General features: G+C 33.8%; 21 protein-coding genes and 1 other RNA gene. 11 read left to right on the top strand and 11 right to left on the bottom strand.

What is annotated here, in order from left to right:
- Positions 1-85: 85 nt before the first annotated feature.
- The 3 genes from SIB75_RS07370 to SIB75_RS07360 all read left to right on the top strand — a co-directional run bounded on the left by SIB75_RS07370 (position 86) and on the right by SIB75_RS07360 (position 2,113).
- Entirely contained in the window at positions 86-535 is a 450-nt protein-coding gene (locus tag SIB75_RS07370) for a DUF3531 family protein (protein WP_413682646.1), read from the top strand.
- A gap of 6 nt (positions 536-541) precedes the next feature.
- A complete protein-coding gene (locus tag SIB75_RS07365; RefSeq protein WP_413682645.1) occupies positions 542-1,306 on the top strand; it encodes a 16S rRNA (uracil(1498)-N(3))-methyltransferase in 765 nt (254 codons plus the stop codon).
- 63 nt (positions 1,307-1,369) lie between these two features.
- Positions 1,370-2,113 carry a TIGR00297 family protein gene (locus tag SIB75_RS07360; protein WP_413390173.1) on the top strand — a complete coding sequence of 248 codons (744 nt, stop codon included), beginning with the start codon at positions 1,370-1,372 and terminating at the stop codon, positions 2,111-2,113.
- A gap of 5 nt (positions 2,114-2,118) precedes the next feature.
- Here SIB75_RS07360 and SIB75_RS07355 read toward each other — a convergent pair whose 3' ends face one another.
- The 5 genes from SIB75_RS07355 to SIB75_RS07335 are packed head-to-tail and all read right to left on the bottom strand — an operon-like array spanning position 2,119 to position 7,185.
- Entirely contained in the window at positions 2,119-2,766 is a 648-nt protein-coding gene (locus SIB75_RS07355; protein WP_413682644.1) for a GDSL-type esterase/lipase family protein, read from the bottom strand.
- Between the two features lie 24 nt (positions 2,767-2,790).
- Complete coding sequence (locus SIB75_RS07350) at positions 2,791-4,341, bottom strand: PhnE/PtxC family ABC transporter permease (RefSeq protein ID WP_413682643.1); 1,551 nt, start codon at positions 4,339-4,341, stop codon at positions 2,791-2,793.
- Between the two features lie 6 nt (positions 4,342-4,347).
- The gene (locus SIB75_RS07345) at positions 4,348-5,082 is read right to left on the bottom strand and encodes an ATP-binding cassette domain-containing protein (RefSeq protein ID WP_413682642.1); all 735 of its coding nucleotides are present in this window, start codon (positions 5,080-5,082) and stop codon (positions 4,348-4,350) included.
- Positions 5,079-5,990, bottom strand: coding sequence for a putative selenate ABC transporter substrate-binding protein (locus SIB75_RS07340; protein WP_413682641.1), 912 nt, complete (start codon positions 5,988-5,990; stop codon positions 5,079-5,081). The genes SIB75_RS07345 and SIB75_RS07340 overlap by 4 nt, the downstream gene beginning before the upstream one ends.
- Before the next feature lie 16 nt (positions 5,991-6,006).
- Positions 6,007-7,185 carry a pyridoxal phosphate-dependent aminotransferase gene (locus tag SIB75_RS07335; protein ID WP_413682640.1) on the bottom strand — a complete coding sequence of 393 codons (1,179 nt, stop codon included), beginning with the start codon at positions 7,183-7,185 and terminating at the stop codon, positions 6,007-6,009.
- Between the two features lie 100 nt (positions 7,186-7,285).
- Between SIB75_RS07335 and SIB75_RS07330 the strand changes: the two genes are divergently transcribed.
- The 4 genes from SIB75_RS07330 to SIB75_RS07315 are packed head-to-tail and all read left to right on the top strand — an operon-like array spanning position 7,286 to position 10,884.
- Positions 7,286-7,690, top strand: coding sequence for a lactoylglutathione lyase (locus tag SIB75_RS07330; protein ID WP_413682639.1), 405 nt, complete (start codon positions 7,286-7,288; stop codon positions 7,688-7,690).
- Positions 7,687-8,253, top strand: a complete 567-nt coding sequence (locus SIB75_RS07325; protein ID WP_413682638.1) for a uracil-DNA glycosylase — start codon at positions 7,687-7,689, stop codon at positions 8,251-8,253. The genes SIB75_RS07330 and SIB75_RS07325 overlap by 4 nt, the downstream gene beginning before the upstream one ends.
- A gap of 49 nt (positions 8,254-8,302) precedes the next feature.
- Positions 8,303-9,526: a (E)-4-hydroxy-3-methylbut-2-enyl-diphosphate synthase gene (ispG, locus tag SIB75_RS07320; RefSeq protein ID WP_269610058.1), complete on the top strand. Its 1,224-nt coding sequence runs from the start codon at positions 8,303-8,305 to the stop codon at positions 9,524-9,526.
- 53 nt (positions 9,527-9,579) lie between these two features.
- On the top strand, positions 9,580-10,884 hold the full coding sequence (locus tag SIB75_RS07315) for a S41 family peptidase (RefSeq protein WP_413682637.1): 1,305 nt from the start codon (positions 9,580-9,582) through the stop codon (positions 10,882-10,884).
- Here the strand turns inward: SIB75_RS07315 and SIB75_RS07310 are convergent, their stop codons facing one another.
- Both SIB75_RS07310 and nadA read right to left on the bottom strand, forming a co-directional pair.
- A complete protein-coding gene (locus SIB75_RS07310) occupies positions 10,885-11,439 on the bottom strand; it encodes a DUF1543 domain-containing protein (RefSeq protein ID WP_413682636.1) in 555 nt (184 codons plus the stop codon). It lies immediately after the preceding gene.
- 8 nt (positions 11,440-11,447) lie between these two features.
- Positions 11,448-12,389 carry a quinolinate synthase NadA gene (gene nadA, locus SIB75_RS07305; RefSeq protein WP_413684820.1) on the bottom strand — a complete coding sequence of 314 codons (942 nt, stop codon included), beginning with the start codon at positions 12,387-12,389 and terminating at the stop codon, positions 11,448-11,450.
- 44 nt (positions 12,390-12,433) lie between these two features.
- On the opposite strand from nadA, the gene SIB75_RS07300 reads away from it, so the two are divergent.
- Positions 12,434-13,324 carry a TIGR04168 family protein gene (locus SIB75_RS07300; protein ID WP_413390184.1) on the top strand — a complete coding sequence of 297 codons (891 nt, stop codon included), beginning with the start codon at positions 12,434-12,436 and terminating at the stop codon, positions 13,322-13,324.
- Positions 13,325-13,363: 39 nt separating this feature from the next.
- On the opposite strand, the gene SIB75_RS07295 is transcribed toward SIB75_RS07300, so the two are convergent.
- Positions 13,364-14,113, bottom strand: a complete 750-nt coding sequence (locus tag SIB75_RS07295; RefSeq protein WP_413682635.1) for a TPM domain-containing protein — start codon at positions 14,111-14,113, stop codon at positions 13,364-13,366.
- A gap of 86 nt (positions 14,114-14,199) precedes the next feature.
- Between SIB75_RS07295 and SIB75_RS07290 the strand changes: the two genes are divergently transcribed.
- Positions 14,200-15,402, top strand: coding sequence for a class I SAM-dependent methyltransferase (locus tag SIB75_RS07290; protein ID WP_413682634.1), 1,203 nt, complete (start codon positions 14,200-14,202; stop codon positions 15,400-15,402).
- On the opposite strand, the gene aroB is transcribed toward SIB75_RS07290, so the two are convergent.
- A complete protein-coding gene (aroB, locus tag SIB75_RS07285; protein WP_413682633.1) occupies positions 15,395-16,501 on the bottom strand; it encodes a 3-dehydroquinate synthase in 1,107 nt (368 codons plus the stop codon). The genes SIB75_RS07290 and aroB overlap by 8 nt on opposite strands.
- A 286-nt stretch (positions 16,502-16,787) precedes the next feature.
- Here aroB and SIB75_RS07280 point away from each other — a divergent pair, with 286 nt between their 5' ends.
- Positions 16,788-17,933: a 5-(carboxyamino)imidazole ribonucleotide synthase gene (locus SIB75_RS07280; protein WP_413682632.1), complete on the top strand. Its 1,146-nt coding sequence runs from the start codon at positions 16,788-16,790 to the stop codon at positions 17,931-17,933.
- Positions 17,934-17,954: 21 nt separating this feature from the next.
- A non-coding RNA gene (ssrS, locus tag SIB75_RS07275) (6S RNA) lies at positions 17,955-18,136 on the top strand.
- A gap of 111 nt (positions 18,137-18,247) precedes the next feature.
- Here ssrS and SIB75_RS07270 read toward each other — a convergent pair.
- Both SIB75_RS07270 and SIB75_RS07265 read right to left on the bottom strand, forming a co-directional pair.
- The gene (locus SIB75_RS07270; protein ID WP_413682631.1) at positions 18,248-18,598 is read right to left on the bottom strand and encodes a hypothetical protein; all 351 of its coding nucleotides are present in this window, start codon (positions 18,596-18,598) and stop codon (positions 18,248-18,250) included.
- A gap of 321 nt (positions 18,599-18,919) precedes the next feature.
- Positions 18,920-19,132 (bottom strand): hypothetical protein, encoded by a 213-nt coding sequence (locus tag SIB75_RS07265; protein ID WP_413682629.1) that lies wholly within the window; start codon positions 19,130-19,132, stop codon positions 18,920-18,922.
- Positions 19,133-20,136 lie beyond the last annotated feature (1,004 nt).

The raw sequence follows: 20,136 nt of genomic DNA, 5'->3' as shown, positions 1-20,136 counted from the left end.
TAAAGATTTTTTAATTTTCTTTAATCAATTTACATTAGATTATGTTTGATATCTTTTAGTTTTTCTTTTTTAAGATCTATTGTTTATGGAAGTTCGATTTCGTGAAGTTGATCCTTTCAATTGTTGGATATGGCTTAGATATTCAGATGTCCCAAGTAAGGGAGAAAAAGAATATGTCGATGGTATTTTTGATTCTTGGTATGTTTTAGGCAGACTTGGTGGATTTAATTCTGAAAATTTGCAAACACACGAAATGGGTTCTGACATCAGTTGGATGAGCTATGAAAATGACGATACCTCCTCTAGTCTTCCATCATTAATGCATAATCTTGGAGAATTTGAATTTAATGAGTGCTGGGCTAGATGTTGGGTCGATTTAGGTACTTCTGACCTTATTGCAATTGATGTTTTGATAAATGTGCTAAAACAAATGGATGTTGATGTTCTAAAAATAGAAGAACTAATTATCGGAGGAGTAAATCAAGATTGGCCAGTAGAAGAGCATCCTGATGCAATTTTCTCTTCAACAAATTAATTTTCTATGGCTGAGAAAAGAAGATTATTTATAAATCCACATCGATTAAGTGATGAAATCGATTCAAATGGAGAGTTGATATTGACCTCTAATGAATCACATTATTTATCTAGAGTTATGAGGATGAGATCGAAAGATCTTTTAGAGGTTATTGATGGAAAAGGTCATCTTTGGAACGCAAAAATTGTTGAAAATAAAAATATAAAACTTACCAATGCTTTTGATAAACCCTTTCAAGTCGTTCCAAGAGAGAGACCATTAATAGGCATTGCTGTAGTTATTCCTAAAAAGGGGTTTGAAAACTTTTTACAAATGAGTTGTGAGATAGGAGTTGACATTATTCAACCATTAATTTCAAAACGATCAGTAGTTAAAGAATGTAGTAACGAAAAAATTATTAGATTTCAAAAAATTATTCATGAAGCCGTTGAGCAATCTGAAAGACTTTGGAGTCCAAAACTAATGCAGGTCTTGACATTCCCTAATTGGATAAATGATTTGCCTTCCGAAGCTCAAATAGGATTTGCCACAACACGCATTCAAAACTTGCAAGATTGTGTGAATTGGTTAAAAGAAACACCACATAAAGTCAATCAAGTTTGGGTGGTAGTTGGCCCAGAGGGAGGCTGGAATAAAGATGAAGAGGCATTAGCTTTTGACTCTGGCTTGTCTGGGGTATCTATGGGAGAAACTATTTTGAGGACATCAACAGCTGCCGTAAGTGCCTGTCAGTTAATGACTTCATGGAGAAGACTTAAATCATCCCTTTAAGATTGAATATTTTTGATCATAAAACCGTCTATTGTTTAGAAATAGGCATGCTGGTTAGGAACGATGGCTAACTTCTCTTCTATAAGCGGTATTTGGATTAATGCTTTTTTGATTAATTTCTTGTTGATATTTGTAGGACATAGGCTTCCATTTTTAACTAAGAAAGGATGGATTCATGCTGGAATACTTGGAACACTTTTATTAGGATCTATTGGTTGGAATGGTTGGATATCAGTTTGTGTCTATCTCTTGTTGGGAACTTTAGTTACAAAAATTGGATACAAAAATAAGGCTTCCCGTGGGATTGCTGAAGCAAGAGGTGGTCAACGTGGCCCTGAAAATGTATGGGGGTCTGCAGCAACAGGTTGCTCACTCGCCTTATTAAGTTGTCTTTGGCCAAATTTTTTAAATTTATTCATGGTAGGTTTTGCTTCTAGTTTCAGTGCAAAACTTTCCGATACCTTTTCAAGTGAAATTGGCAAAAGATTTGGTAAAAGAACTTTTCTAATTACGACTTTAAAGTCAGTATCACCAGGAACAGAGGGGGCAATAAGTATTGAAGGTTCAATAGCTGGTTTGTTAGGTAGTTTTATTATGACTGTTTTTATGCTTAATCTATCGATTATTTCTGGACTATCTGTTGCTTTTATAGTCTTCTTCTCTGGTTATTTAGCAACATTTTTGGAAAGTTATATTGGAGCAGTAGTTCAAAATAAGATTGATTGGATGACTAATGAATTAGTTAATTCTATCCAGACATCTATAGCCGCTATTATTTCTATCTTTTTATATTTGAAGTTTGTTTGAAATATTTATTTTAAACCAGCCCAATTCTTCAGTGCTGGCCATTCGCTAATTTGGTCATAAATCCATTTATGACCCTTAGTATTTAGATGTATTCCATCTGATGAGAGTAATTCTTTAAATGATAATAGGTTGATCATTTTATCATGGATAGATAAAAACGGAACATTTAATTCTAAGCAAGCTTCTTCAATTTTATTTTCATATTTAGAACAAGCTTGATTTGAATACCAAAGACATTCTGCAAAAGGCATTGAGTCTTCATTAACAGGTGTTAATCCAAGAACCATTATATCTACTTCATTCTTAATTTCGTTTACTAATTGTTTTAAGCCAAATTTAAAAGCATCTTCGGAAAGTTGGGGCCTGCCATCTTTTCTTCCAATTCTAGCTGTATCATTTAATCCAATTGATAGCAAAATACCTTCAGGAACTTTTCTCCTTAACTCTCCCCTTGATGCCCACTCATTCTTATATCTTATAGCAACTTTCTCTAATCCATCTCCTCTTATTCCAAGAGAATAAATGATAGGTGCACCATCTAAATTTAACCAGTTTTGTCTTAATCTCTCAGACCATCCCCCTCCCTCTAGATCTCCCCATCCGTAAACCCCACTATCTCCAATTATGATTAATTTTTTCTGATATTTATTCATAAGTCGATATGGTGAATAAAATAACTAACTAATGAAATTGTTGGTTGAATTCTTTAACCAATAATTTTGAGTAGTGTTAAATAAAAATTCTCCTGACATTGTTAATAAAGAGAAAGTAGCAGTTATTATAATGACTTGTGCCCAATCGAATGAGCTTAGTGATTCCTGTAATTGCCACCCTAATCCTACTCCTCCGACTGCACCTATAATTGCTGTTTCCTTTAGGATTACGTCACTTCTATATGCTCCATAAGCTAAGTAACTATTACTTTGGGGGGCTAATATTCCATAAAGTGTTGCTGACTTCTTGCTTGAACCATTGCTTTTAATTGCTCGATAAATATTTTTTTCTTGATTTAGTATATTATCTGTAAGTAATCTTCCCATGACACCCATATGTGTAATTCCTAGTGATAATGCGGCTACAGATATATTAGGAGTAGTAAAAAGAAGAATAAGTATAGTGGTCAATGGAGGAGGTATCAATCTAAAGAAGATCCAAATAAGATTTTGAACTTTTAGAGGGAATTTACCTGGGAATAATACTAGTAAAAGTGGAGGTGTCCCTATTGCAATCCCAGACGCAAAAAAAGTTATTAAAATTGTTGTAATGATTAGTTTAAAAAGAGGTAAGGTATTAAATCCATTTCTTATCTCTACGAATGAAGGTAAATTTAAATACGAGAATCTTAATGGAGTAAATATCTCAAAATTTAGATTATAAAGCCAACTAATACCTAAGGACAGAGATAGTGAAAATATTGAGATTGAAATTAAGAAAGAATTTTTCAAACTAATATTTTCAGATAAATAACTTCTTAAATATCTTATAAATTTCTCTAATAAAATCATAACTAACCAAAGCATCCACAAACAAGTCCACATTTCATTGAACTCAAAGGATTTTATAGTTAAATATAGTTCTGTTCCTATACCTCCTAATCCAAATATTCCAAGTAATGTTACACCTCTAATTGCACATTCAAATCTGTAACTTCCATATGTAGATACGATAGGTATTAACTTTGGTAGTAGAATAGTTATAAATGAGCTTATAACATTAGATCCAGTTTTCTTAATTGCTATTAGAGGTTGTATGTCAAAACTATCTAGTTGCTCTGAAATTACTCTTGCTGTTAAGGCTGAATAGGGAATGACTATAGATATAATTGCCACCCAAATATTCAAACCTAAAATTTGTATAAATAGCAGGCCCCAGACTACTTCATGTATTGATCTTGGAATTGCTAATGAGTATTTTATGAATTTACCTAAATAAGAAAATTTAGGAATACTTTTCCAAAATAAATCTGTAGATAGTACACCTAAAAGAATTCCAATAAGCATGCTTATAACCCAGCTGGTTAAAGCAGTAGCAATTGTTATTTGAAGTCCTTCCCATGCGCTTTTAACTACTTCTTGATTGAACGATGGTTTTATTGCTGAGCTTATGAATAGTAATATGATATTTAGGCCCCCAATATGAAGTCCTTTGATGATTTCTATTAGAATGGGAATGTAGGCTATTGATGGGATTAATGTTAATAAAGTTGATACTGGTTTTATTAATTTCATTGTGAATTAAAATAGCCAATCAAGCTCTGATTGATTGATATTATCAATTTCTCTATCTATTACAATCTCTCCATCTTTTAACCCAATAACTCTATTGAAATTATTTATTAAATTAATTTGGTGAAGACTTATAAGTATGGTCTCAGGGATTTTAATTCTAAGATAATTTTTTTGATTAATAAATAAATTTAAGATATTTTTTGATAATAGAGGGTCTAAATTTGAGAAAGGTTCGTCTCCAAGAAGAATCTCTGGTTCTTGTCTTAAAAGACGTGCAATTGCTATTCTTTTTTTTTGCCCACCAGAAAGTTTATTTATATTGGAATAAATAGTTTTTTTTGGCAGAGAGACTGCTGCTAGACATTCTTGGCATAAACCTTTATCTAAGACTCCGAGGAGATTTTTTAAAGCCCATATGAAATTGTGTTTACCTAGTGCACCGCAGTTTATATTCTGAGCGACATTAAGCTCTTCTATCAAAGATAAATCCTGCCATATAGTTCCTATTTTTGACGACTCAATATTTGAAATATTGTTAATGTGAGAACCTTTCCATATTACATCCCCTTCGTTTGGGATTAGTGATCCATTCGCGATCGAGATTAATGTACTTTTGCCAGAGCCACTCTTGCCAATAAGCGCTATTTTCTCACCTTGATTTATTGTTAAACTAATACCTTTTACTCTAATACTTTCTTTATTGCTATGGCTTATATTCTTTAATTCTAGTAACTTAGTCACTTAATCTTTCCAATTTTTCTACCTACCTTTTCTATTTTATTATAATTCTCATTTTTTGATATTATAAATTTCTTTGCGCTAAATAAGTCGAGAATTTGTTTTTGTTTTTTTGACTTTTCATTGAAACTTAAAAATACATTTGTAAGCTCTTTCGTAAAGCCTTTTTTGAACTTTTTATCTAGGTTTCCTTGAGCAAGCCAATGATAATTATGATAAGAAGGAGTCTTCCAAATCACAAAGACCTTTGAGGGGGCCACGCTTCCTCTAACAAGATTTCTCTTCCATACTTCTTCGCTAAGAGCACCTGCCTCATATGAACCACTTTGCACAAGCATTAATGTTGAATCGTGGCTACCACTAAAGCCTGGGCTTGCACCTTTGAAATCTTTAAGTTGAACACCTGCTTTGTTTAAAAAATATTGTGGCATCAATCTTCCTGATGTTGAACTTTCAGAGCCAAAAGTAAAACGCTTGCCTTTTAGTGTTTTTAAGTCATTTATGTTATTTATTTTTTGGATTGAACTTTTTTTGTTTGCAATAAAAATACTATGGAATTTTTCATCAATATCTCTTTGAGCTATTACCTTGGATCCATTGCTTTGAAGTCTTGCTTGTACACCCGTTAAAGCACCGAACCATACTAAATCTAAATTCCCGGTCCTAAAAGCTGTTACAGCTGCAGCATAATTAGTAACTGGTTTATAACGGACTTGAACATTGAGCTGCTCGCTTAATTCAGAGGTTAATACTTTATATAGACGATTCAGGTGCTCTGGGTTTTGATCTGGTATCGCCCCAATGCTAAGTATTTCCTCTGCTTTTAATGAACCAATATTAGATAAATTAAATATTGATAAAAGAGCAGTTGTTATTTTCGTGAACTTTATTGATCTTGGCGCTTGATTCATTTTTTTTTTTTTTAATTTAAAAATCATTTAATAGTCTTTCTAACCTATCAACTCCATCGTTGATCATTTTATTTGAAGCTGCGTATGAGATTCTTATGCATTTGTCATCTCCGAAAGCAATCCCTGGAACTATTGCTAGACCAACCTTTTCTAGTGCCAATTTGCAGAAACTTATTGAATCGATCTCCCCTAGATTAATTTCTGGGAAAACATAGAAAGCTCCATTGGGAGGGACAAATGAAATATGTTTTATTTTTTTTAGTCTGTCTGTTATTAATAACCTCCTTTTGTTATAAATTTCTGCCATTTCATGAACGCAATCTTTTGAGCCTTGAAGTGCTGCAATAGCTCCTTTTTGAGCAAAACTACATACATTGCTTGTACTTTGACTTTGTAAAGCAATGGCTTTCTTTATCACCTCTGCGTTTCCTGTTAAGTATCCAATCCTCCAACCAGTCATTGCCCACGCCTTTGCAAAACCGTTGACAGTGAAAATTCTATTTTTTAAGTCTGGTGAGATTTTCGCGAAACTATGATGAACTTGATTTGGAGAAATAAGAAATTCATAAATTTCATCACTCATTAATAAAATTCTTGGATGCCTTCTTAAAAAATCGGAAATAGTTTTCATCTCTCGCTCAGTTAAAACACAGCCAGTTGGATTACTTGGAGAGTTAATAATTAATAACCTTGTTTTTTCAGTTACTTTTTCTTCTAGAGAATTGATATCAATTTTAAAATTATCTTTAGTTGAAGATTTGATTTTAATTGGCTTCGCACCAGCCAAAAGGGTTATTTCAGGATAGCTAAGCCAATAAGGTGAAGGTATGAGGACTTCATCTCCTGGATTTAAAACTACTTGAAATAAATTGTATATTGCTTGTTTCCCTCCATTCGTTACTAAAACATTGTCTGGTTTCGTTGGCACTTTATTAATAGTTGATTGTTTTTGCGCAATAGCCTCTCTTAATTCAGGATCTCCAGCGGCTGGTCCATAACGAGTTTTCCCATCTTTTAATGCTTTTAGAGTTGCATCGATAATAAATTCAGGGGTATCAAAATCAGGTTCCCCTGCGCTTAAACTACAAATATTTTTTCCTTCATCTTTCAAAGCCTTAGCTTTTGCGCTGATCTCAAGAGTTAGAGAAGGTTTTATTGAGAGAGCTCTTATAGATATCTGTGATTTGTCAGTCATCTTCGAAGCATAACTTCAAAATGTATTTCTTAGATTCACTTTTAAAGTGAATTGATCTAATTACAAATTTACTACTTAATCAGATACTTGCATGCCTTTGATGAACATAAACTTTGTAATTGCCTCTAAAAACCCTAAAGAATTGTCTGGATTTTATGCCAAAATCAACTCTGACAAGGCATGCAAAGGTTTTAATGCTTCTCATTATTTTATTTCGTTAAGTAATCGATCCAAAATACATTTTTATCGACCTAATGAGAATCATGAATGGCAAAGGAAAGGAAATTCAACCTCATTATGTTTTCAAGGTGAACCTTCTGAAGATCCATCAAAAATGATTGAAACGTGGATTTCTGAGATATTAAAAACAGGAGGTAGTGTTATGGGCAAAACAAAATTGGTGAACTTTGGAGCTGAGCAATGGATTCTTGATCCAGAAGGTAATAAATTCCTGATTTTAGTGCCGTACCTTTCAAAAGGATCAGATTTGGATGCTCTGATGTGAAAAAAAATAGCGCCCCTGATAAAGACTTTTCTGAAGTTTCTAATTTAGGCAATCCCATAAGCAAAATCGTTGTATCACGTGGTAACCCTTTCGCTAAGTTGATGATTGTTGGCGAGGCTCCGGGAGCAAAGGAGGAGGAGTTAGGAGAGCCTTTTGTGGGAAGGTCTGGAAAGCTACTTGATAAGTTGCTTCAAAATGCAGGAATCGATATCAGACTAGATGTTTATTTTTGCAACGTGGTCAAATGTAGACCTCCAAAAAATAGACGCCCTACAAAGACAGAAATCCAAGAAAATCTTCCCTGGTTATATCAACAAATCAAACTTGTAAATCCAGAAATTATACTTCTTGTTGGTGCTACAGCCTTACAAGCAATTTTGAAAATTAAGTCCCCTATAAGCATTCTCAGGGGTAAATGGATTAATTGGGACGGAAGACTTGTTATGCCTATTTTTCATCCAGCTTATTTACTTAGAAATCAATCAAAAGAGGAAGGATCTCCAATGAGTTTAACTAAATTGGATTTTTTAAAAATCAAAGAAAAAATTGATACTTTAAAATAGCCCTCAAATATGTCATTCTTGTTTATTAAAGAGGCTCAATTGTTAACCCATGATTGCGACCCTGGAAAAAGATAAGAAAGAAAATAATGTTTCACAGCGTTATAGCACCAGAATTATTCGTAGAGATACTAGACCTGTAATGGTTGGAGATATTGGCATAGGAGGGGATAATCCAGTTCGTGTTCAGTCGATGATTAATGAAGATACGATGGATATTGAGGGTTCAACTGCCGCAATTAGAAGATTGCATGAAATAGGATGTGAGATTGTTAGATTAACGGTTCCCACTCTTGCAAGTGCAAAAGCTGTTGGAGAAATAAAAAAACTTCTAGCTAGTACTTATCAACCAGTTCCATTAGTAGCGGATGTTCACCACAATGGAATGAAAATAGCTTTAGAGGTTGCTAAGCATGTAGATAAAGTTCGTATCAATCCAGGATTATTTGTTTTTGAAAGACCTGATCCAAATAGAACAGAATTTACTGACGCGGAAATAAAAGCAACTAAAGATAAGATTATTCAGAAATTTGAACCAATTGTTAATACTTTAAAAGAGCAAAATAAGGCACTTAGGATAGGAGTTAATCATGGATCATTAGCAGAGAGAATGTTATTTGCATATGGAGATACACCTTTTGGGATGGTTGAATCAGCCATGGAATTTATTCGAATTTGTGATTCATTAGACTTTCACAATATTGTAGTTTCAATGAAGGCTTCTAGACCTCCTGTCATGCTCGCTGCTTACAGAATGATGGCTGATACTATGGATAAAGAGGGATTTAATTATCCTTTGCATTTGGGTGTAACTGAAGCTGGAGATGGAGATTATGGGAGAATAAAAAGTACTGCTGGAATCGGAACATTATTATCAGAGGGGATTGGAGACACAATACGAGTTTCCCTTACTGAGGCACCAGAGAAGGAAATACCGGTTGCTTATTCAATTCTGCAAGCAGTTGGACTGAGAAAAACTATGGTCGAATATATTAGTTGCCCTAGCTGCGGTAGAACATTATTTAACTTAGAAGAAGTTGTGGCAAAAGTTAGAGCAGCTACCATCCATTTGACAGGACTAGATATAGCAGTGATGGGTTGTATCGTTAATGGACCTGGAGAGATGGCAGATGCAGACTATGGTTATGTAGGTAAAGGTGTTGGAACTATTGCGCTTTATAGAAATAGAGATGAAATCAAGAGGGTACCTGAGGATGAAGGGGTTCAGGCCTTAGTTGATTTAATTAAAGAAGATGGTAAATGGGTAGACCCTTAAAAACAGAATATAAATTTTAATTGTTTTATTATTAGAAAAATTATTTGATAATTATGTTGAAGATATTTTTAAAAATATGTTTATTATCAGTTGTTTTACCTGCTCCATCTTTTTCCTTTCAGGCAAATTCTTCTACTTTGATTACTAATAATCCAAAGGAGATTATTGATCAAGTATGGCAAATTATATATCGCGACTTTTTGGACTATTCAGGAAAATACAAAGCAGAAGATTGGATTAAATTAAGAAAAGAAATTCTATCAATTAAATATTTTGATAATGAAGATGCATACGTTGCAATAAAAGATATGTTGACAGGATTGGATGATCCTTATACAAGATTTTTAGATCCTAAAGAATTAAATGAAATGAGAATAGATACAACAGGTGAATTGATGGGAGTGGGTATTCAAATATCTCTTGATCAAGTTACTAAGCAAATTGTAGTTGTTTCTCCAATAGAAGGAACTCCAGCTTTTCTTGCAGGAATAAAACCTAAGGATATAATTGTTTCTATAGATAGCAAGTCTATCGAAGGTCTGAGTATAGATAGTACCGTTAAACTTATTCGAGGCAAAAAAGGAACTAAGGTTGAATTAGGTATTCTTAGAGACGATGAGTTATTAAATTTCTCATTGATACGAGATAGAATTGAAATTAATGTGGTTGATAGTCGAATAAATAATACAGTTTTAGGTGCGAAAATTGGTTATTTAAGGTTGAAACAATTCAATGCAAAATCTCCAAAAGAAATGAGCTTATCTATTAATAAATTAGAAAAACAACAACCTCTTGGTTATGTATTAGATCTTAGAAGTAACCCAGGCGGTTTGCTTGAGGCAAGCATTGAAATAGCTAGACAATGGATAAATACAGGAATAATTGTCAGTACTAAAACAAAAGATGGTATTACTGATATTAGGAAAGCAAAAAGCAGAGCTTTAACCAACAGACCAGTTGTAGTTTTAATCGATGAAGGATCTGCGAGTGCTAGCGAGATTCTCTCTGGAGCAATTAAAGATAATAAAAGAGGAGTATTGGTTGGGAAAAAGACTTTTGGTAAAGGACTAGTCCAGTCTGTCAGGTCTCTTTCTGATGGCTCAGGTCTAACAGTTACAGTCGCTAAATATTTAACACCAAGTGGTAAAGATATTAATAAAAATGGAATAAAACCTGATATTGAAGTAGATCTTTTGTTAAATGATGAAAATAGATTAACAAATTCAGATCTAGGAACTTTAAAAGATAGTCAATATGTTGTGGCTGAAAATATATTGCTTAAAAAGTTTAAAGTTGAAGCTAATAAAAATTCTTATAACCCCTTAAAATCTAATTTAGACTACGCTCTGAAAAAATAATTAAAACTTATCAATTCTCCTATATCCATACCAGTCAGGAATAAGTTTTTCATTTCTCTCTTCTGGATCTGGGATTAAATTTATTTCCCAATTTTTTATTTTTATAGGATGCAAATCATCAACTTGTTCCAAATAATTTATCGCTGAGTAGTCATCATTATGTTTATTTTTTAAATTTGATTCCCAATTCTTTTTGGCTTTATTTTTTGCCTGAATAGCTTTTTTTGCGACAATTAGATTGAATTCATGTTCTTCATACATCTTTTTAGGATTGTACCCACCTAAATTAACAAACCAAAGTTTTAAGTCTTTTATTTGGGGGTTATTTAAATTATCTTTATTAGATTTAGTAATGACTATTTCATAGCCATCTATATATTTAATACACTTATAACTATCAATATGAAGCCCGCTAATTTTCCCTAACCATTGTCCTCTAAGTTCTGGGAATGTGTCTTCAATTGATTCCCCTATAACCCATCTTACATCGTGTATTTCTATATTACTTTTTAGACTTCTTCCTCCTAAAACAACAATAAAAAGAGATAAATTCACACTTGAAATCAGTTACTCATATCAAGCATTTTTTTTAGTGGCTTATAGGCCATTAATCTAATTTGTTCGTCCATGTGCAACTCTGGATTCATTTCTTTTAGGCAATTTAATACTTTTTCTAAGGTATTCATTCTCATGTATGGGCATTCATTGCAACTACAACCATCTAGTCCAGGTACTTCGATATATGTCTTTAAAGGGTCTTGTAATCTCATTTGATGGATTATTCCTGGCTCAGTTAGCACGATAAATGTATCTTTCTTACTATTTTGAGAATAATTCAGCAATTTGCTTGTTGAACCTATGAAATCTGCTAAATCTAAAAGATTCTCTTGACATTCGGGATGGGCAAGAACTTCAGCAGTTGGATTTTTGATTTTTAATTTTATAAGTGATTCTTCATTAAAAGTTTCATGGACAAGACATCTGCCTGGCCACAAAGTTAATTTTCTGCCACTTTGACGTTCAACCCATCTGCCAAGATTCCTATCTGGTGAAAATAAAATAGGTAAATCTTTGGGTAATTTGTTTACCAGATCAACTGCGTTACTACTAGTACAAATTAGGTCACTTTTTGCCTTCACCGCTGCACTGCAATTTACATAGCTAATGGCAAAATGATCAGGATGCTTGTCTAAGAATTTTTGGAAGTCATCAGGTTGGCAATCATCTGCGAGTGTGCATCCAGCATCAAAATCAGGAAGAAGAACAGTCTTATTTGGACTCAGGATCTTTGCTGTCTCAGCCATGAAATGAACGCCACAAAAAACAATGACGTCAGCATTTGTCTCAGAAGCTTTTCTGGATAATTCAAGTGAATCTCCAATAAAATCTGCAATATCCTGAATCGCAGGCTCTTGATAGTAATGAGCAAGAATTATAGCGTTTCTTTTTTTACGCAAAAAATTGATCTCATCAATGAGATTTTTGCTTTTATTTGAGACTGATATATCAGTCTTGTAATAGGAAACAGTAGTAATTAGTTTCCAATTCAATGTGTTGGGGCAGTATAGAGGGTAATTTCCAAAAAAATCTGACAGATATCCGAATTGCTATCGCTGGGGATTTACATGGCTCATGGAGTCAGGATGATTTAGATCTGCTTTTGGAACTGAATCCTGATGGCGTTTTATTTGTTGGCGACTTGTCCGATGGTGATTTAAGAATTGTTCGGGGAATAAATAAAATTTCTATACCCACTTCTGTCGTACTGGGAAATCATGATAGAGGTAGAGACGGATCTGGTAATGTTTTACAAGCCCAGTTGGATTTGTTAGGTGAAAAGAATTGTTCATGGAATTTATCGAAATGGGCATTAAATGAACTTTCTGTCGTTGGAGCTAGACCTTGCAGTGGTGGGGGAGGCTTTTTCTTAACACCAGAAGTTAAATCTGTATTCGGGGAGGTGAGCCTTGATGAATCTGTCTTTAGGATTGTTTCTGCCGCCAAGTCAGCACCATTAGATTTTCCTTTATTAATACTTGCTCATGCTGGACCAGTAGGTCTTGGATCAGAGGCTTCTAGCCTTTGTGGCAGAGATTGGAAATTGCCCTCAATGGATTGGGGGGATAAAGATCTTGGTATCGCAATTGATCAAATTCGTAAATTTAGAGTTCCAGAATTAGTCGTTTTTGGCCATACTCATCATCAATTAAGAATTGGGGGGAATCGAACTAGAAAAACTTTTGCTCAAGATCTGTGGGGGACTTCATATTTAAATGCAGCGTGTGTTCCAAGAAGAGGTATTGATTCTGCAGGTGAGAATTTGTGTCATTTTTCTTGGGTTGAGTTCTCTAATAACAAGCTCGTTCATGTATCTCACAGATGGTTTAGGAATGATGCATCAATTGCATATAAAGAGATTTTATTAAACCAAGAAAACTAGTATTCACTATATTTTTATTTTCTTCATCTCCAATTGACTTTAACTTTGCTTATTTAAATCAGGATCCTTAAATTTTCTTTCTGCAATCAAATAAGCACCAATTGCAGAGCCTATAAATCCCAAAATATTTCTCATTAATGGCAAAATATCATTAGTTCTTGTTACCACAGGAGCAATGCCAAAAATTCCAAATAGAATTATCCAAAGAGGAGAGAGGAGCAATAGCCATCCTATTGAAAATGATTTACCCCCTTCTCTTGGAGAAGCCGCAAAACCTGCAATAACCCCCCCCAATAAAGAGGTTAATAATGTCCATTGCCATTGTTCTTGAGGTAAGCCAGGTACTACTTCGCAACCGCCACGGTCTAAACAGGTTTCTACAGCTTTAATTGAAGCTAAGATCGCACCATCTTCTCCGTTATCCCTTACATAAAATTGGTTTCCAAATCTAGTTTGCAGCTCCACCCAAAAGATTCTGGGCATTAGGGCAAAATATGCATCTCCAACATTGAAACTAAGTAAATTACCTCCTCTAGGGTCAGCAACTATTAGTAAGCTTGTTTCATCAAGACCCCAATAGTCTTTGACAGCTAGGCCAGGGGTTTTCTCATATTGTGACAATACCCTTATTTTCCATCCAGTTTCTTGTTCATAAGAATTAAGTGAGGTTTCTAAATCTAATCTTTGTTTCTCACTTAGAGCCTTTGCAAGATCGATTATTGGTGTTTGTTCTTTTGGTAATAGTTCAGGATTATCGTAAGCAAATGTCCTCCCTCCCATTGAAAACATTATTACGAGTCCTAGGCAATAAATTATGGCTCTTTTAAATGATTTCTTCAGCATGTGCTTGATTTTCTCTGGATGTATTCTCCATCATGATTGACCCCACCGCGAGATGTCCCCAATGGTTAATTGATCGAATCATAAATAGTGGCGGTTTTATTAGTTTCTACAAATATATGGATTTAGTTTTAAATGATCCTGAAAATGGATTTTATTCAACTGGAAGATTGAATATTGGGAGGGATGGAGACTTTTGTACTTCTCCTTCTTTGGGTAATGATTTTGCACGTTTATTAGCTATTCAAGTCGTTGATTGGTTTCTAGATTTAGAGAAGTCAGGAATTGAATCTGAATTGTTTTCTCTCGTTGAGATTGGACCAGGAGAAGGAACTTTGTCTAGAGATTTGGCAATTGCTATTGCTGAAATTTCACCCGCTTTAATCAGTAAAATCGAGTTTGTTTTAGTTGAATTAAATGTAGGGATGAGAGAACGACAAGAAAAAGTAGTCAATAATTTAGAGGGTATTTATTGTCGCTGGTGCGATTTGGAAGATCTAATTTTAAGGCCAGTAACAGGTGTAGTTATTGCTAATGAAGCTTTAGATGCTTTTCCAGTAGAGAGATTAATTTTTACTGGAAATAAAGTCTTTAGACAAGGAGTTGCTTTAAGAAAAATAAATGATGAATATTTTTTGGAGTTTGTTGATCTCAAGCCCACTTCACCGATTATGGAGTTTTTGCAAGAATCGAATAGTCTTTTAAACATTGAGTTTCCACCAAAGGATATTTGTGATAGATGGGTTACAGAATGGCATTGTGATTTGCCAACTTGGTTTGGGAAGTTGTCTAAGGTTTTAATCAATGGCACATTATTGATTGTCGACTATGCGATGGAATCGAAGCGGTATTACAATTCAAATAGAAAGGACGGTACTCTTATTTCTTACAGGAATCAAAAAGCAAATACAAATATTTTAAAAGATCCAGGCTTGATTGATTTAACAGCACATTTATGTATTGAATCAACTATTAGTTATGCCTTGATCAATGGATGGAAGTTTATGGGTGAGACTAGGCAGGGACAGGCTCTATTGGCATTAGGACTTTCAAGATTACTATTTTCTCTTCAAAATACAAGTAGTCAAGATTTGTCGGCCGCTTTAAATCGAAGAGAGTCATTATTGAGACTTGTTGATCCAATAGGGCTAGGGGAATTTAGGTGGTTAGCTTTCCAGAAGGACAATAGTTATGATCTGATTTTAAGCAATCGTTTTCTTCAAGAGCCCATTAGCTAAGTTTTTGCAAGCATTCATATATTTCTTTATTAGAGATATCGTTAAACAATCTCACATCACCAATTGTTAAGGGCATAACGAAACTGACTTTGCCGTTTTTTACTTTCTTGTCGCCTTGAAGTGATCTTAGAACATTTTCTTGTTCAAGCTTAGGCCACTTTGTTGGTAAACCTGCTTTATCTATTAGTTGATTCTGTCTTTTTGCGTCACTTTCTTCCCATAGTCCTCTTTGAACCGCCAACTGACCGACTGCGACCATACCCATTGCTACTGCCTCACCATGAAGCCATTTACCATAGCCACAAAGATTTTCGATTACGTGGCCAAATGTATGACCATAATTTAAGAATGCTCTAATTCCACTTTCCTTCTCATCTTTTACAACAATTTCTGCCTTAGATTTTGCAGAACGCTTAATTACTTCTATTAGCAGCTTCTCATTTATTCTTGAAAAATCAGAGATATTTTCTTGCTTTTCTAAAAGTTCAAATAGTTCTAGGTCTGAAATAACACCATATTTTATTATTTCAGCCATCCCTGCTCTGAACTCTCTTGCTGGGAGTGTAAATAACGTTTGGGGATCTATTAACACCAATTTAGGTTGATGAAAAGCACCGATAAGATTTTTACCTTTTGAATGATTTATGCCCGTTTTGCCACCAATAGAGGCATCAACCATGGCAAGCAAAGTTGTAGGTATTTGGACTACATGGATTCCACGCAACCAAGTGGCAGCTGCAAAACCAGTCATGTCTCCAATCACACCACCTCCAAGGGCAATCATTAATGACCCTCTCTCTAACCGGGCTTCATAAGCTGCGTCGTGGATTAAATCTATAGAAGATTGATTCTTTTGGTCTTCTCCTGCTTTCAATATTAGAAGTTTTGGATTGAACTTACTTTTGATCAGACCTTTAATTATGCAATCACTATAGTGATCTGAGACTTCCTTATTGGAAACGACTAATACTTTTAGTCCATCTTTAAAACCAATTTTACATAGCTCATCTCCTATACATTCAAGACTCCTTTTCCCTATAACTATTTCGTATGGGTTGCTAGTTAAAGAGACTTTAATATGGAGGTTGTCTTTATTCACAGTTTGAGTATGTAAGATTTTTTGATGATTTACTATGTTAAACCAACAAAATATGGAAGCAATTATATGGTTGACGAACTCATTTTGAAAACCAATTATATATGTTCTTCATTGTTAAGTATTTATTCCAGGATCATAATAATTAAATTGTGGAATATTCTTTGGGTTGTGAATCAAGGATGTTTTTATTAAAATCATAACTCATTCATTATGTTTGTTTGTTTGTACGAAATTTATGTTGTTTGCCTGCAAGTGCACAAATCTCTAAAAATGAGGTCTTGAACTAATGATTGGGGTCGTCGGCGGAGGACAGTTGGCAATGCTTCTTGTTGAGGCTGGAAAGAAAAGAGATGTTGATGTCATTGTTCAGACGGGAGCTAAAACTGATCCCGCCGCCAAAAAAACAAATCACGTAGTTCTGCATAATCCCACTAATGCTGAGGGCACAAAACTTCTTGCGGAAAAGTCCCGCATGATTACTTTTGAGAATGAGTGGGTTGATATACCAAGCTTAATTTCTCTTCAAAACAATGGAGTTTCTTTTGTCCCCAGGCTTCAATCTATAAAACCTTTAATTAATAAAATAACTCAAAGAGAGTTGTTGAACAGTCTTGATATTCCATGCCCTGATTGGTTACCTATACCCTTAGAAAAATCATCGGAAATTCAGATTCCTTCCGATTGGGAATTCCCATTGATGGCAAAAGCTGCAAAAGGTGGATATGACGGCAAAGGAACTAAAATTATTAAAAATTTAAAGCAACTTCAAGAATTTATTCAGGTTCAAACGAAGGAACAATGGATGTTAGAGAAATGGGTTTCTTTCGATAAAGAATTATCAATTGTTTCTAGTAGGGATTCAAAAGGAATTGTTCGATGTTTGCCAATTGTAGAGACTTTTCAATCTAAGCAAGTATGTGACTGGGTTCTTGCTCCAGCTGACATCAAACATGACGTTGAGCTTATGGTGAAGAACATCGTATCTTCTTTACTGGCTGAGTTGGACTATGTTGGAGTTCTAGCTATTGAATTTTTCTATGGATCTGAAGGATTACTTGTAAATGAAATAGCTCCAAGAACTCATAACTCGGGTCATTTTTCTATAGATGCTTGTAGTAGCAGCCAGTTTGATCAACAAATTTGTATCGCTTCTGGTATTGATACTCCTATCCCTGAAATGCTTGTAAATGGTGCTTTAATGGCAAACTTGCTTGGTTTGCAAAGCAACTATCCTATATCACTAACTCAGAGGTTGGATGATTTAAGGGGTATTCCTGGTGTGAATGTTCATTGGTATGAAAAAGAGGAAGAAAAAAAAGGTAGAAAGCTTGGACACGTTACTTATCTCTTGAATAATAAAGATGCTTTGTCTAGAAAAAAAGAAGCATTAGATGTTTTAAAAACCATTAGGTCAATTTGGCCTACCTCTTGATGCTGTTTGGTTTAGATTGAATAAGTACTGCTTTGTTGGTAAAGGCCTTCTAAAGTGCTCTGATCTGACTCTCTTTCGATATGGGGAAGCTGTCGTGAAAGTAACGTATACCAGCTTGTTCTGGAAACGAAGCTCCACTTTGATTCCCCCTCTGGTTCTTCCAGGTCGATGCTTCTTGGGCCTTACGGCAAAGCGGTACTAACTATTAATTCAACGGGTTAATATCATAAATTATTTAGTAAAAATTTAAATAACTAAGTATCTAATCTTTTTTTTGAAATACCCTTCGTTTTGGACAATACAAACAATTGATATTAAGAGGCTAATCCTTTAGCTTGCCGTACCTTTCTCAGTAGTTCATGATCTTCTCGTCCTCTTTTATCAAGAATGGCTATGTCTTTTCTGGCTTTTTGATCAACTTTTTGAATATCTTCTCTTGCTCTTTGATCGAGAAGGGCAACATCTTTTCTTGCCCTTTGATCGATGTTCTCAAGGTCCGCTCTAGCTCGCTGATCAACATTCTCAAGATCGATTTTTGCTCTTTCAACCATACTCTTCATTGAGTCGACCATCATTGTCAAAGCTGCGGGAACCTGCCTCTCGGATGTTGAAAACGGGGACTTTTCATTAAGACTAATACCAGTGTTCGCTTGATTCGAAGCCATAGGTTTAATTAAAATAGGCTCCCATTAATTAGAAGCCTTTCTTTTCTCCTCTTATTATCTCTTTTTATTAGCAAAAAAAAAAAAAAATCCTCTGAAGAAAAACGAGATGTAATAGAAGTTTGATTATTTTGCTTGAAAATCTCATTTCTCTTCGTTAGAGCTCTTTTCGACCTGTTATAAAATCTAGATTTAATAACCAATGAATTAGGATCCAACGATCAATAATTAATTATGAATTTGCATCTCATAAACAATACTCATCCGATTTTGATAAAATGGAATTAAAATATTCTGATCTACATTATTTAAATTTATAGTATTTCATTTTGGATAAAGCCTAGCTATTTTTTCTTTTTGACTCTCTTTTTCTAATTCTTTTCTTTTCCTATCCTTGTATGAATCTTTATCTTCATTAAGTCTGAAAAAGACGTAATAGAACATAATACCTGTGAATATGAATCCTATGAATAGTATCCAGAAACCAATTAATCCTGTAGGAGATAAATAGTCAATAATAAAAGAACCATTGTTCATTTTTTTATATAAAAATGAATTCTAGTATTTTATCTAAAAAAAATTAGAGAATGCAGGAATAGCAGAGTTTTGAAAAACCTTAATTTATTGTCTTTAAATTAGACTGTTCATTGCAGATCAATGAGAATTTTTACGCATTAACACATCATGAAAATTAATTAGAATTTATTATATTATTTTTGTAGAAATGGAAGAAACCCATAACTATGCAATGAATCTTGTAGTTCCACTGATGGGAATTGCTCCGCTGCTAATGGTTTTTGTATTTAAAGGCGATAAAAAATCAAAAGTTAGAAAAAGTTGGACTAGATCGACTAATTAGAATTAAATATATAAGATAAATATTTTCTGATTTTAATTAGAACACTAGGAATATATATTATATCCCATTAAACGGAGTAAAATTATTTTTATACTATATTTTCTCTTAGTTGATTTATTTTATTCATATACCTATAGGTTTATAAGTAATCTTAAAGAATATAAAGTTGAGGAATAAATCAAAGCTTCAAAAAATTAGTTGTTCGGTTTTCACTCACGGAAATCTGTTTCGCACGCTATATTAAAAAGTGTTACTAATAATTTTTTTAGTTAATCGGTTTTATTGATGCATTTTGATGGAAAAGAAAAAAACTCAACAATTTGCTAAGTTTTTTCTTAAAGACTTAAAAATTAAAACTCGCAGTTACCAGAGTGAAAAAAATTTAGTTACTGAATTAAATTCAGTATCAGCAAGCTGATTTATTTTTATAAAATACCACTTATCATTTATGGTAAGAACATTTCTTGAATTCTAGATTTTTTATCTCAACCTTCAACAAAGTATTTTTACACATTCCTGAAAAGTAATTAGCAAATCATATACAAATAACTACCATAGTGTTTTATACCTACATTTTCGAAAAATAAAGACAATCTAAAAAAAAGAATAGAAATTTTAAATATATGCTAAACGTATTTTAGATTCTTTTTAGGGACATGAACAATCCCATTCAAAGAAAAAA

Source organism: Prochlorococcus sp. MIT 1011, assembly GCF_047305235.1.
Taxonomy (GTDB): Bacteria; Cyanobacteriota; Cyanobacteriia; order PCC-6307; family Cyanobiaceae; genus Prochlorococcus_B.
The sequence above is the reverse complement of the archived record's forward strand: the minus strand, read 5'-3'. Positions and strand labels throughout refer to the sequence as shown.

Bases quoted from the DNA above. Each gene is read 5' to 3' on its own strand.
- SIB75_RS07370 (WP_413682646.1), top strand. From the start codon at position 86: ATGGAAGTTCGATTTCGTGAAGTTGATCCTTTCAATTGTTGGATATGG.
- SIB75_RS07365 (WP_413682645.1), top strand. From the start codon at position 542: ATGGCTGAGAAAAGAAGATTATTTATAAATCCACATCGATTAAGTGAT.
- SIB75_RS07360 (WP_413390173.1), top strand. From the start codon at position 1,370: ATGGCTAACTTCTCTTCTATAAGCGGTATTTGGATTAATGCTTTTTTG.
- SIB75_RS07355 (WP_413682644.1), bottom strand. From the start codon at position 2,766: ATGAATAAATATCAGAAAAAATTAATCATAATTGGAGATAGTGGGGTT.
- SIB75_RS07350 (WP_413682643.1), bottom strand. From the start codon at position 4,341: ATGAAATTAATAAAACCAGTATCAACTTTATTAACATTAATCCCATCA.
- SIB75_RS07340 (WP_413682641.1), bottom strand. From the start codon at position 5,990: ATGAATCAAGCGCCAAGATCAATAAAGTTCACGAAAATAACAACTGCT.
- SIB75_RS07335 (WP_413682640.1), bottom strand. From the start codon at position 7,185: ATGACTGACAAATCACAGATATCTATAAGAGCTCTCTCAATAAAACCT.
- SIB75_RS07330 (WP_413682639.1), top strand. From the start codon at position 7,286: ATGAACATAAACTTTGTAATTGCCTCTAAAAACCCTAAAGAATTGTCT.
- ispG (WP_269610058.1), top strand. From the start codon at position 8,303: ATGATTGCGACCCTGGAAAAAGATAAGAAAGAAAATAATGTTTCACAG.
- SIB75_RS07315 (WP_413682637.1), top strand. From the start codon at position 9,580: ATGTTGAAGATATTTTTAAAAATATGTTTATTATCAGTTGTTTTACCT.
- SIB75_RS07300 (WP_413390184.1), top strand. From the start codon at position 12,434: ATGTGTTGGGGCAGTATAGAGGGTAATTTCCAAAAAAATCTGACAGAT.
- SIB75_RS07295 (WP_413682635.1), bottom strand. From the start codon at position 14,113: ATGTTTTCAATGGGAGGGAGGACATTTGCTTACGATAATCCTGAACTA.
- SIB75_RS07290 (WP_413682634.1), top strand. From the start codon at position 14,200: ATGATTGACCCCACCGCGAGATGTCCCCAATGGTTAATTGATCGAATC.
- SIB75_RS07280 (WP_413682632.1), top strand. From the start codon at position 16,788: ATGATTGGGGTCGTCGGCGGAGGACAGTTGGCAATGCTTCTTGTTGAG.
- SIB75_RS07270 (WP_413682631.1), bottom strand. From the start codon at position 18,598: ATGGCTTCGAATCAAGCGAACACTGGTATTAGTCTTAATGAAAAGTCC.
- SIB75_RS07265 (WP_413682629.1), bottom strand. From the start codon at position 19,132: ATGAACAATGGTTCTTTTATTATTGACTATTTATCTCCTACAGGATTA.